At 71.6% G+C, this 12,220-nt stretch carries 9 protein-coding genes and 1 CRISPR repeat array; of the genes, 2 read left to right on the top strand and 7 right to left on the bottom strand.

Annotation, left to right across the window (positions count from 1 at the left end):
• Both metX and D452_RS0113480 read right to left on the bottom strand, forming a co-directional pair.
• A partial coding sequence (metX, locus tag D452_RS0113485; RefSeq protein WP_239646383.1) for a homoserine O-acetyltransferase MetX occupies positions 1-1,005 on the bottom strand: 1,005 nt, incomplete at its 3' end.
• Complete coding sequence (locus tag D452_RS0113480) at positions 1,002-2,318, bottom strand: bifunctional o-acetylhomoserine/o-acetylserine sulfhydrylase (protein WP_017544679.1); 1,317 nt, start codon at positions 2,316-2,318, stop codon at positions 1,002-1,004. The genes metX and D452_RS0113480, both read right to left, overlap by 4 nt.
• Positions 2,319-2,536: 218 nt before the next feature.
• Between D452_RS0113480 and D452_RS0113475 the strand changes: the two genes are divergently transcribed.
• Positions 2,537-5,035: an ATP-dependent Clp protease ATP-binding subunit gene (locus tag D452_RS0113475; RefSeq protein WP_017544678.1), complete on the top strand. Its 2,499-nt coding sequence runs from the start codon at positions 2,537-2,539 to the stop codon at positions 5,033-5,035.
• A gap of 48 nt (positions 5,036-5,083) precedes the next feature.
• On the opposite strand, the gene D452_RS0113470 is transcribed toward D452_RS0113475, so the two are convergent.
• The 3 genes from D452_RS0113470 to D452_RS0113460 all read right to left on the bottom strand — a co-directional run bounded on the left by D452_RS0113470 (position 5,084) and on the right by D452_RS0113460 (position 8,595).
• Positions 5,084-6,175 (bottom strand): glycoside hydrolase family 5 protein, encoded by a 1,092-nt coding sequence (locus D452_RS0113470; RefSeq protein WP_017544677.1) that lies wholly within the window; start codon positions 6,173-6,175, stop codon positions 5,084-5,086.
• A gap of 398 nt (positions 6,176-6,573) precedes the next feature.
• Positions 6,574-7,755, bottom strand: a complete 1,182-nt coding sequence (locus D452_RS0113465; protein WP_026129278.1) for an SDR family NAD(P)-dependent oxidoreductase — start codon at positions 7,753-7,755, stop codon at positions 6,574-6,576.
• 192 nt (positions 7,756-7,947) lie between these two features.
• A complete protein-coding gene (locus D452_RS0113460) occupies positions 7,948-8,595 on the bottom strand; it encodes a VOC family protein (protein ID WP_017544675.1) in 648 nt (215 codons plus the stop codon).
• 121 nt (positions 8,596-8,716) lie between these two features.
• On the opposite strand from D452_RS0113460, the gene D452_RS0113455 reads away from it, so the two are divergent.
• Positions 8,717-9,034, top strand: a complete 318-nt coding sequence (locus tag D452_RS0113455; RefSeq protein WP_017544674.1) for a DUF6506 family protein — start codon at positions 8,717-8,719, stop codon at positions 9,032-9,034.
• Here D452_RS0113455 and D452_RS0113450 read toward each other — a convergent pair.
• Positions 9,019-9,849, bottom strand: coding sequence for an endo alpha-1,4 polygalactosaminidase (locus tag D452_RS0113450; protein WP_239646382.1), 831 nt, complete (start codon positions 9,847-9,849; stop codon positions 9,019-9,021). The genes D452_RS0113455 and D452_RS0113450 overlap by 16 nt on opposite strands.
• Before the next feature lie 12 nt (positions 9,850-9,861).
• A CRISPR array of direct repeats spans positions 9,862-10,866; the repeat unit is 29 nt; unit sequence GGGTCCATCCCCGCGTGCGCGGGGAGCAG.
• A gap of 136 nt (positions 10,867-11,002) precedes the next feature.
• Complete coding sequence (locus D452_RS0113445; RefSeq protein ID WP_017544672.1) at positions 11,003-12,178, bottom strand: UDP-N-acetylglucosamine--N-acetylmuramyl-(pentapeptide) pyrophosphoryl-undecaprenol N-acetylglucosamine transferase; 1,176 nt, start codon at positions 12,176-12,178, stop codon at positions 11,003-11,005.
• Between the last annotated feature and the right edge of the window lie 42 nt (positions 12,179-12,220).

The raw sequence follows: 12,220 nt of genomic DNA, 5'->3' as shown, positions 1-12,220 counted from the left end.
CGGCGCGCCCGCCGCTCCTCCGCGGCCGCGTCCGACGTCGTGCCCGTTCATCGCCTCGGTGAGCAGCACGTAGCTGGCCGGATCGAAGCGCCGAGCCAGCTTCCACGCCTGGTGGTCGAGGTAGGACTCCACCGCGTACCGCCCCTCGGCGCCCGGGTCCTCCCCACGCTGCGCGGCGCGGCCGAAGCGCGCGTCGAACTCACCCGCACCGCGATAGGTGACGTGGGCGATCCGTCGCGCCACGCCGAGGCCGTCCACCGGGGCCCGGCCGGTGGAGTGGTAGTCGCCGCCGAACCAGTCCGGGTCCGCGCGTACGGCGTGCAGCTGCGGGGCGGCCCAGGCGATCTGCCAGGCGGTGGTAGCCGCTGGGCAGGCCAGGAGCAGAGCCCGGCGGACCCGCGCGGGGTGCGTGAGGGCCCACTCCAGGGCGCGCATCCCGCCCATGGAACCGCCGATCACCGCCGCCCACGCGTCCACGCCCAGCGCGTCCGCGAGCGCCTCCTCGGCACGGACGGAGTCGCGCAGGGTGATCCTGGGGAACCTGCTCCCCCATGGGCGGCCGTCGGGGGCGTCCGAGGACGGACCGGTGCTGCCCTGGCAGCCGCCCAGGACGTTGGGGGCCACCACCAGGTAGCGGTCGGTGTCCAGTGCCCTGCCTGGGCCGACGACCCCCTCCCACCATCCGGAGCTGGGCTGGCCCGGGCCGGGTGGCCCGGTCACGTGGGAGTCCCCGGTGAGGGCGTGCAGCACGAGCACCGCGTTGGTGCCCCGGGAGTTGAGTCGCCCCCAGGTCTGGTAGGCCAGGCGCACCCCGGGCAGACGCTCTCCCGACTCCAGTTCCAGGGGGTGCTCCAGGCCGATCCAGCGGCGCCGCCCGACGGGGTCGCCCTCGCGCCAGCCGCCCCGGGCCGGTCGGGTCCCCGGCGGGACGGGGAGGGAGGGAGCGGGGCCCGGACCGTCCTGACGCGGACGGGCCGGACCCACAGGTCGCGGGCGTCCGGTCACTGGTGCGCCTTGGCGGCGCGGAAGCCGAGTTCGAGGTCGGCGCGCAGGTCGTCGACGTGCTCCAGGCCCACCGCGAGCCGGACCAGCCCGGGGGTGACTCCGGCGGCGGCCTGTTCCTCGGGGGCCAGCTGGCTGTGGGTGGTGCTGGCCGGGTGCACGATGAGGCTGCGCACGTCACCGATGTTGACGAGCTGGCTGAACAGCTCGGTGCCGTCGACGAAGGCCCGCCCGGCGTCCACTCCCCCGCGCAGCTCGAAGGACACGACCGCCCCGGCGCCCCTGGGCAGGTACTTCCGGGCCAGGGCGTGGAAGGGGCTGGAGGCCAGACCCGCGTAGTGGACGCGTTCGACCTCGTCGCGCCCCTCCAGCCACTCGGCCAACGCCCGCGTGTTGCTGACGTGGCGGTCGATCCGCAGTGAGAGGGTCTCGATCCCCTGGAGGACGAGGAAGGAGTTGAACGGGGCGATGGCTGCGCCGGTGTCGCGCAGCAGCTGCACCCGGAGTTTGGCCGCGTAGGCGCCCGGGCCGAGCGCGTCCCAGTACCTGAGCCCGTGGTAGCTGGGGTCGGGCTCCACGAATCCGGGGAAGCGGTCGCCGTGCGCGCCGAAGTCGAAGCTGCCCGCGTCCACGACCACTCCGGCGACGGTGGTGCCGTGGCCGCCGAGGTACTTGGTGGCGGAGTGCACGACCACGTCGGCGCCGAAGTCGATGGGACGCAGCAGGTAGGGGGTGGGCACGGTGTTGTCCACGACCAGCGGGACGCCGACCCCGTGGGCGGCGTCGGCCACCGCCCGCACGTCCAGGACGTTGCCGCCGGGGTTGGCCAGGGTCTCGGCGAAGTAGAGCTTGGTCTCGGGCCGGGTCGCGGCCCGCCACGACTCGGGGTCGTCCTGGTCCTCCACGAAGGACACCTGGACGCCGAGCTTGGGCAGCGTGTGGTGGAGGAGGTTGTAGGTGCCTCCGTAGAGGAGCGAGCTGGACACCAGGTGGTCACCGGCGCCGACCAGGTTGAGCAGGGCCGAGGTGACGGCGGCCGAGCCGGAGGCGAAGGCGACCGCGCCCACACCGCCCTCCAGGGCGGCGACGCGCTGTTCGAGGACGTCCTGGGTGGGGTTGCCGATGCGGGTGTAGATGTTGCCCGGCTCGGCCAGGCTGAACAGGTCGGCGCCGTGCTGGCTGTCCCGGAACACGTACGAGGTGGTCTGGTAGATCGGGGTCGCCCGCGCGTTGGTCGCGGGGTCGGGCTCGGCCCCGGCGTGGATCTGCTGGGTCTCGAAGGACCAGGACCGGACGCGGGTGGTGTCGGTGCTCAACGAACGCTCCTTTACGAATAAAGCCAACCGGAAAAGTAGGAAACCAGGTCGAGGCTAGCACCCGCCCATCGGCCATGGCCAGGGATCAGCCGAATCCCCGACGCCCCCACCCTCCGGGCGGGTGGTACCGCCCGATTCAGGTGGTTTCACTTAGGGTGATTGAGCGACTCCTACGGGCAATTTCGCCCGTCCGTCAACACCACGGGGGACGACACGACATGAGCACCGACCTTCCCGACGGCCCGGGTGACGACCCGGGCTCCTTCGACGAGTTCCTGGCGCGGTTCCTCAGCGGGTCCCGGGGCCCCGTCCGCCGCGTCGACCTCTCCAAGCTGATGGACCCCGAGGCGCAGAGGGTGGCCGACGCCGCCGTCCGGCGCACCCTGGAGAGCGGTGGGGCCGACGTCGACTCCGTCCACCTGCTGTGGTCGCTCCTGCGCTACCCGCCGATCCGCGAGCTGCTGGGGCGGACCGACACCGACCTGGCCCCGCTGGAGGACGTGGTGGACCAGGCCGTCGCCCAGACACCCCGCGCGGCGCGCGGCGGCTCGCCCCGGCTCACGCCCGCCGCCAAGCGCGCCTTCCTCGACTCCCTCCAGATCGCCCGGGCCACCGGTAGCGCCAGCATCACACCCGAGCACCTGCTGTTCGCGCTGGCGGTCACCCCCGACGCTCCGGTCGGACAGCTCCTGCGGGACTCCGGGGTCACCCCGCAGGCGCTCCAGAAGGCCGCCGGGGCGGTGCCCGCGAGCGAGCAGGGCGAGTCCGCCCCCTCCGACACCCCCCAACTGGACGAGTTCGGCACCGACATGACCGCGCTCGCCCGGGAGGGGCGCCTGGACCCGGTGATCGGCCGGGACGACGAGGTCGAACAGTGCATCGAGGTGCTGGCGCGACGGCGCAAGAACAACCCGGTGCTCACCGGCGATCCCGGCGTGGGCAAGACCGCCATCGTGGAGGGCATCGCCCAGCGCATCTTCGACGACGACGTCCCCGAGACCCTGCGCGGCCGACGCCTGGTCCAGCTCGACCTCTCGGGCATCGTCGCGGGCACCCGGTACCGGGGCGACTTCGAGGAACGGCTCAACGCCATCGTGGACGAGATCCGCGCACGGTCGGACGAGCTGCTGATCTTCATCGACGAGATCCACACCCTGGTCGGGGCGGGCGCGTCCGAGGGCTCAACCAGCGCCGGGAACATGCTCAAGCCGGCTCTGGCCCGCGGCGAACTGCACATCATCGGTGCGACCACCGTCGACGAGTACCGCAAGAACATCGAGAAGGACGCCGCCCTGGAGCGCCGGTTCCAACCGATCCAGGTGCCCGAGCCGTCCGTGCAGGACACCGTCGAGATCCTGCGGGGGCTGCGGGACCGCTACGAGGCGCACCACCAGGTGCGGTTCAGCGACGACAGCCTGGTCGCCGCGGCGGAACTGAGCGACCGCTACGTCACCGACCGGTTCCTGCCCGACAAGGCCATCGACCTCGTCGACCAGGCCGGAGCCCGGGTCCGGTTGCGCCTGAAGACCTCCAGCTCGGCCCTGCGCGAGCTGGAACGCAAGCTCAAGGACCTGGAGGAACGCAAGGACCGGGCGGTCCAGGAGGAGAACTACGAGCGGGCCTCCGCGCTGCGCGACGAGATCAACGCGGCCAAGGGCAACGTGCACCAGGCGCGCGGAACCGGTTCGGCGGTTCCGGAGGTGAGCCCCGACGACATCGCGGAGGTGGTCTCGCGCAGCACGGGTATCCCGGTGGCTCAGCTGACCCAGGAGGAACGGGAACGGCTGGTCAACCTGGAGGAGGTGCTGCACGACCGCGTGATCGGCCAGGACGAGGCGGTCACCGCCGTCTCGGAGGCGATCCGTCGCAACCGCGCCGGATTGGGCGACCCCGACCGGCCCGTGGGCAGCTTCCTGTTCCTGGGGCCGACCGGAGTGGGCAAGACCGAGCTGGCCCGGGCCCTGGCGGAGGCGCTGTTCGGGGCGGAGGACGCCATGGTCCGGATCGACATGAGCGAGTTCCAGGAACGGCACACCACCAGCAGGCTCACGGGTGCGCCGCCCGGGTTCGTGGGCTACGAGGAGGCGGGGCAGCTGACCGAGGCGGTCCGCCGACACCCGTACTCGGTGCTGCTGCTCGACGAGATCGAGAAGGCTCACCCGGACGTGTTCAACCTGCTGTTGCAGCTCCTGGACGACGGTCGGCTCACCGACGGCCAGGGCCGGACCGTGGACTTTCGCAACACGGTGGTCATCATGACGAGCAACCTGGGTTCGGAGGCGATCACCGGGAGCGGTCCGATGGGCTTCACCGCGGACGGGCAGATGGACCCCGACACCGAGCGCCGTGTGATGAGACGCCTGAGGGAGGAGTTCCGTCCGGAGTTCCTGAACCGTGTGGACGAGATCATCGTCTTCCAGCAGCTGGGTGAGGACGAGATCAGGCAGATCACCACGCTGATGCTGGAGAGTACCGAGGAGCGCCTGCTCGCGCAGGACATCCGGGTGCGCTTCACCGACGAGGCGATCGACTGGCTGTCCCGGCGCGGCTACCAGCCCGAGTTCGGCGCCCGTCCCCTGGCCAGGACCATCCAGCGCAACGTGGGCAACCGGCTCTCCCGCATGGTGCTGGACCGCCAGGTGCTTCCCGGCGACCAGGTGGTGGTCGACGTGGACGGTGAGGACCAGCTCACCATCTCCACCGTTCCGCCGAGCTGAGGCGTGGGCCCGGGTCCCGGAGGAGACGCCTCCGGGACCCGGCCGGGGTCAGGCGGACAGACCGCTGGTGCGGATCTGGTCGCGGATCCACTCCCCTGCGGGCTTCAGCGAGTCGGTGCCGGTGAACGGCCCTCCGGCGTCGCAGGTACCGGTCTCGAAGACCGCGCCGGAGCGGAAGTCGTCCGAGAAGTTCCAGTTCACCCAGCTGATCTGTTCCTGGGCCATGAAGTCGAGGTAGGCCTGGGCGGAGGCGAAGTCGTTGGGGCCGTCGCCGGTGTGCTCCTGGGTACCGAACTCTGTGACGAACAGGGGCAGCTCCTGGGCCGCCTCACGGAAGACGTCGAAGTGCCCACCGCTGTGCGAGGCGGCGTAGAAGTGGTAGACGTACATGATGTTGTCGGCGTCCACCGGGTTGTCGACGATCTCGGAGTGGTCGGAGCCCTCCGAGACGCCCAGCGAGGACCAGGCCCTGGTGCCGACCAGCACGACCGCCTCGGGGTCCTGCGCCCGGATCACCGGGATGACCTCCTCGGAGTAGCCCTTCACCGAGTTCCAGGAGACCCCGTTGGGCTCGTTGGCGATCTCGTAGAGGAGGTTGTCCTTGTCGGCGTGCTCGGCGGCGATCTCGGCGAAGAACTCCTTCGCGCTGTCGGTGTTGTGGTTCGGGTCGCCGGGCGTGAGCATGTGCCAGTCGACGATCACGTAGAGGCCGCGCTCGGTGCCCTCCTCGATCAGCTCGTGCACCCGGTCGGTGAAGCCGCGCGGGTCGGTCTCGTAACCGCCCTCCTGGATGTACATGGACACACGCAGCACGTCGGCGCGCCAGTCCTGGGCCAGGGCGTCGAGCGAGGCGTCGGTCAGACACTGGTCGTACCACTGGAGCCCGTGGGAGCTCATGCCGGTGAGCTGGATCGGCTGACCGCTCTCGTCGCAGAGCTTGAGGCCGCACACCTGGAGCTGCCCGTGCTCCTCGACGGCGTTGAGCGCGGTCTGGTCGGAGACGGGGGTGACGTCGTCCGTGGAAACACCGGGGAAGAGGGCGGCACCGACTAGGAGCGCTCCCAAAGTGGCGATTCCCAGGGTCCTGAAGGGGTGTCTGCGGGGGGCTCCGAGGACGGGGGTGGTGCGGTGACGCGCCATGCGAGGACCTCCAGCGGGGTGCGGACCGGCCGCGCGAGGGGGTTCACGCGGCCCATATCCGGAAGGAGTATTACCAGAAGAAGCTAGGCTCCGGTCGCTCAGACGTCAAGGGCGGTGACTCCCGGTGACCAACCGTGGGGCACACCTCGTCGGTGCGCCCCACGGGCCCGCGATGGCTGGACACGCACACTGTCTCGGGACCCGGCCCGCTCAGGCGGGTTCGGGCTGCGGCTCGGGCCCTGGCGGTTCGGGAACCGGCTCCGGCTCGGGGATCGGGGTCGGGCTCGGCTCCGGCGGAACCGGCTCGGGAGGCATCGGCGCCGGCGGGAAGGGGTCCGGCGGCATGGGGTCGGGTTGACGTTGCGTCGGGCCACCGCCCGCGCCCTCGGGGTTCGCGCTCATGGGGTGTCCTCCTCTTCGTTGGACCGTTGGGAGTCTCGGTTCCGTTCGTCGCGCTGTTCGTCCGCTCGGGAACGCTGGTTCATGCGGTGGCCCGCCCGTTCGTTGAGCACGGTGACGGCGCCGACCACCCGTCCGAGCCTGCTCTGGCCCGCCTCCGAACCGGGGCGCTCCTCCACGTGCTCCGGGGCGTCGGGCAGCAGTCGGCCCACCACGCGCATCGCCTCCTGGGTGAGCCCGGGTGCGATCCCGCGCACCGCCAGACCGACCCGGGTGATCGGGGAGATCACGAGGAACCCCTGGCGCCGGGCCGTGGCGTGCACGATGCGCCGGGCGGCGTGTTCGGCGCTGACACTCAACAGGGGCAGTCCGGCGGCCAGCGCGAACCACGCGTACTCGCGTTCCGGATCACCGCTGAAGACCACGCCCCGGTGCGACCCGGTGCGCATCAGCCCCGGAACCACGGTGGTGACGCGCACGCCGGTGCCGGCGGTCTCGGCCGCCATGCCCTCCGACAGCGCCGCCCAGGCGTGCTTGGCGGTCGAGTAGGGCAGCAGGTGCGGGACGGACAGGTAGGCGCCGATCGAGGTGATGTTGACGATGGTGCCCCGAGTGCGGCGCAGGCGGTCGACGGCCGCGCGGGACAGGTGGAACGGACCCCAGAACATGACGTCCATGGCCTGCCGGAAGTGGTCGTCCGTATGGGTCTCCTGGGGACCGACCCGCATGATCCCGGCCGAGTTGACCACGGCGTCCAGGCGCCCGAAGTGCCGTTCCGCCTCGTCGAGCAGGCCCTCGATCGCGTCCGGGTCGGTGACGTCGCAGACCACGCCGTGGGCGCGCACGCCCCTACCGGCGAGTTCGGAGACGGCGCGATCCAGCCCCTCCTGCCCGCGCGCGCAGATCACCACGGAGGCGCCGCTGGCACCGAACTCGCGGGCCAACTGGAGGCCGAGCCCCCGGGAGCCGCCGGTGACCAGCACGACCTTGCCGTTCATCAGCCCCGACCGGCGGTGTTCGGACAGCGCGGAGGCGCCGATTCCGAGAGCGGCCCCAGCCGCGCCCCAGGCGAGAAGTTCGAGTCCGTCACGAGGAGGAGGCTCGGGAGTTCGCGCACGGCGGGCCCTGGTCCACGCCCATCGGAGCCCGGCGATCGCGAGGGGCGCCTTCCAGCCGGTCACAGTGCGCCCTCACGGTCGGCGGGCGTGTGTTGACCCTGCGGCATGTGCTCCCCTGTTCTTCGGATACTGCTGTGTGGGGGATGTGGATGCTGCGGTACCCGACATGCGGGGCCCGAAAACGACGCCTGGGAAGAGATGGGGGAATCCGGGAGTCCGCGTTGGGGAACGCCCGGCGCGGCTGGCCTGGATCGTTCAGCGCAGGACGAACTCGCCTCGCGGACCGCGCAGGTCGGCCTCCAACAAGACCCGAGGCCCCTCGCGGAGGTCCAGGTCCACACCCAGCGCGCCCAGTGCCGGAGCCAGCGACGCGGGGTCGGGGTGCTCCGCGCGCAGGGCGAGGAGCTCGAGCGCGGGCAGGTCCCCCAGTCCGGGCTGCGGGGTTCCCTCCCAGTCGATCAGGAACGGCACCGGCGCCGGGTAGGAGTCGGGTTCCCTCTTGGCCAGCAGCCAGCGGAGCACCGTCCCGTCGGGGGTGGTCCTGGACCACGGGTCCACGTCACCGGGGTCGTGGCCCACCGCGCGGGCCCGCTCGACGGCGGTCTCCAGGTCCTCACCGACCCGCACGGCGAAGGTCGCCAGGTGGGGACGCTCCAGGTCGGCCAACCCGAAGACACGCACCGGCCCCGGGTCCTCCCTCTCGGGATCGGGGCCGACGATCTCCAGGTAGTGGGGGGCGGGCCGACCGTCCACGGTCAGCGCCACCAGGGCGTTGGCCGACCCCACCGGGTGCGCTCCGCCGCGCGCGGGCGTCACCCCGGTGCGCCGGGCGAAGTCGGTGACCGCCTCACCCAGATCGGGCACGGCGTACACGAGGTGGTCCAGCGTGCTCGGGAAACCCATCCAACACTCCTTGTCTGCCGGGCCAGGGGACGGCCCCGAGCGAAGTATGGCACCCAGGACCCTCGGGAGCAGCGAACCTGCCCGTTGACCTCAACCAGGCTTGAGTTCCTAGGGTGACGGTATGAGCATGATCTGGGCCTACCTGTACGAGCACCCCGACACCGACCCGGTCAGGGACCGCACCGAGATCGATCGTGCCGGGCAACGCACCATCCTCGTTCCGGTGACGGACCAGGACGCGGCACCGGCGATCGCCACGGCCCTGGCCGCCGAAGGAGTGCGGCTGATCGAACTCTGCGGCGGCTTCACCCTGGAGGCAGCCGCCCGAGTGCGCGCGAACCTGCCCGACCACGTGGCCGTGGGTCACGTGGCCTTCTCCGCCGAGTCCCTCAGGGCAGCCGCCGACTTCGGCGAGTCCGAGGCTCAGCAGCGCGCGTAGACGTGGTCGGCCTGGTCGGGCCCGACCAGGCCGAGGTCCCGCAGCACGGTCCGGGACGGAAGGTCCGGGTCCGAGCACACCTGCTCGAAGGTGGTCCCGGCCTCCTCCAGATCCTCGGGGTACTCGATGTCGAGCACGTCGTCTCCGTAAGCGTCCGTGTAGACGGAGCACTCCGACCAGGCGGCGCAGGACTCGGTGACGGCGAAGTCGAACCCGGCCTCGTCCCTGCCGCGTTCGGCCTCCTCCGCCGCGTTCTTCTGGGCGGCCGCGAGCCCGCGCTCGTGTGCCGACGCGACGAGGTCCCCGGCCAGAGCCAGGTTGTCGTCAACGCTCAAGGCACCCCGGGAGCGCAGGTAGGAGTCCAGGTTGTCGAACTCCACAGCGTCGAACCCCGCCTCCGCGCACCCGTCAACGGTCTCGGCGAGGATTCCCGCGATCCGCTCCCGCTTGTCGTCCGTGGAGGTGTCCAGGAGCATCTCGTCCGGCCAACCCGGATCGGCGACCGGTTCTCCGCCCCCGTCCAGCAACACCAGCCCCGCGTCCAGCCATGAGTCCAATTCCCCGGGCTGGGTCTGGAAGCCGTTGACGTAACAGACCGAGTAGATGCCCGGCTCCGGTTCGGCCGTGGAGTCGCGCACCACGATGGTGGCCCCTTCGGGCGGTGGGTAGGCCTCACCCAACTGATAGTCGAACCCGCCCTCCGGCAGGGCCTCCGACTCCCCTGCCTGCGCCCCGCATCCCGCGAGCAGAACCGCGAGCCCCACCGCGCACCAACCCCGACCGACCACGGCATCCCCCAGCTTCTTAGACCCCACCAGTCAAGCAGGCAGTTCATCCCAGCATGCGCGGGGAGCAGCCATCACCACCGCCGACGGCACCGTCGTTGCGGGGTCCATCCCGCGTGCGCGGGGAGCAGACGTTGACGTGCGCCCACCAGTTCGCGACCCGGGGTCCATCCCCGCGTGCGCGGGGAGCAGCTCCTGGAGGCCACGGCCGGAGTGCCCGAGCTGGGTCCATCCCCGCGTGCGCGGGGAGCAGCCCACGGTCGACAGGCCCAGCACGACGCCGGAGGGTCCATCCCCGCGTGCGCCGGGAGCAGCAGAGCCGCAAGGTCCGCGACCTGCTTCTCCAGGGTCCATCCCCGCGTGCGCGGGGAGCAGGGGGATGGTCCGCCCTGGTGACGGAGGCCCGTGGGTCCATCCCCGCGTGCGCGGGGAGCAGGGGGATGGTCCGCCCTGGTGACGGAGGCTCCAGGGTCCATCCCCGCGTGCGCGGGGAGCAGCTTGCGGGCCTTGGTGGCCCAGTGCAGGCGCTGGGGTCCATCCCCGCGTGCGCGGGGAACAGAACGCCCTGGTGGAGTCCGGGATCCCGGCCCGGGGTCCATCCCCGCGTGCGCGGGGAGCAGCACTCCTCGGTGTCTCCGCCCAGGACCGAGGCGGGTCCATCCCCGCGTGCGCGGGGAGCAGCCGGTGCCGTAGTTGTTCTCCCACTCGCGGGCGGGTCCATCCCCGCGTGCGCGGGGAGCAGCCGGACCCGGGCCGCACCCTGGACCTGACCGGGGGTCCATCCCCGCGTGCGCGGGGAGCAGGGGGATGGTCCGCCCTGGTGACGGAGGCCCGTGGGTCCATCCCCGCGTGCGCGGGGAGCAGCTGGCACCTACGCCCTGCTGAACGGCACCGTCGGGTCCATCCCCGCGTGCGCGGGGAGCAGTCCTCGATTCCTGAGGCCCGCCGGAGGCACGCGGGTCCATCCCCGCGTGCGCGGGGAGCAGGCTGACCTCGCGGTTCTGCGCAGGCACGTTCGGGGTCCATCCCCGCGTGCGCGGGGAGCAGACTTTTTGACCAGGGAACTTACCAGCGGCAAGGGGTTGTTTTTCCAACTTCTCGAAAGTTGGACACTGGTGATTTCCCTGGTCATAAGTGATTCCGTGACACGAATGGGACCACCTCCGTGGAGGTGGCTCCGGGATCAGTTGGCGGCGGCGATTAGGACGTCCACGAGGCGTTCGGCGGCGTCGGGCATGCCCTTGGAGCGGGCCTGGGAAGCGATGGCGTTACGGGTGGCCGGGTCGGCGAGCAAAGGCTCCACCGCCGCCTGGAGGTTCGCGGGGTTGACCTCGCCGAGGAGGGCGACGGCCGCCCCGGACTCCTGGAGGTGGCGGGCGTTGTGCGCCTGCTCGTTCCCGGCGGAGGAGGCCAGCGGGATGAAGACCGCGGCCTTGCCCAGGGCGGTGAGTTCGGCGATGGTTCCGGCGCCGCTGCGGGAGACCACCACGTCCGCGAGGGCCAGCACGTCGGGGAGTTCCGGACCGACGAAGGCGGTCAGGTGGTAGCGCCGAGCCAGCTCGGGGTCCAGGCTGCGGGCGCTCTCGCGCAGTTCCTCGACGTTGTTCGCACCGCACTGGTGGACGACGTTGGCCCTGCCGAGCAGCCACGGCAGGATGTCGCGGACGTTCGTGTTGATCTGGGCCGAACCCTGGGCGCCGCCGGTCACGTAGACGGTGGGCAGCTCCGGGTCGTGGCCCTCGAAGCCCAGGCCCTTGGCGGCAAGGTGCGGCTGGCCGGTGAGGACCTCGGGGCGCACCGGGTTGCCCGTCACCACGGCGGTGTCCTGGGAACCCTCGGGCAGGAGGGCGACCGAGGACTGCGCGGACACGGCGATCTGGGCTCCGGCCCGGGCGAGGACCTTGTTGGCCAGTCCGAGTCGGACGGTCTGCTCGTGCACCACGAGGGGGCGGCGACACATGCGGGCGGCCAGGCCGACGGGGACGGCGACGTAGCCGCCGGTGGCCAGCACCACGTCGGGGGCGAAGTCGGAGACCAGCGACCGGGCCTGCGCCACGCCTCGGGGGACGTTGGTCATGTCCTTGACGTTGGCCGGGGAAACCATCTTGATCGGGTTCTTGGACCGGCGGATCTTGCCGGTCGCCACCGACTCGAAGGCGATGCCGTTGCTCGTGGCCACGCGCTGCTCGAGGCTGTCCCCCGCGCCCACCCACAGCACCTCGAGGGAGTGGCCGGTCGACTCCAGGCGGGCCCGCAGGGCGTTGACCGCGGTCAGTGCGGGGTAGGTGTGGCCGCCCGTCCCCCCTCCGGTCACGATGAGGCGCAGGTCCCGGGGCGATCGGTCATGGGTGCTGTTCACACGGTTCCCATCTGGCTGCCCGCGTTGGTCCCGCGGGTGGGA

This window comes from Nocardiopsis prasina DSM 43845 (genome assembly GCF_000341265.1).
In the GTDB taxonomy this organism is placed as follows: Bacteria; Actinomycetota; Actinomycetes; order Streptosporangiales; family Streptosporangiaceae; genus Nocardiopsis; species Nocardiopsis prasina.
This window is presented reverse-complemented; position numbering and strand designations above follow the sequence as displayed.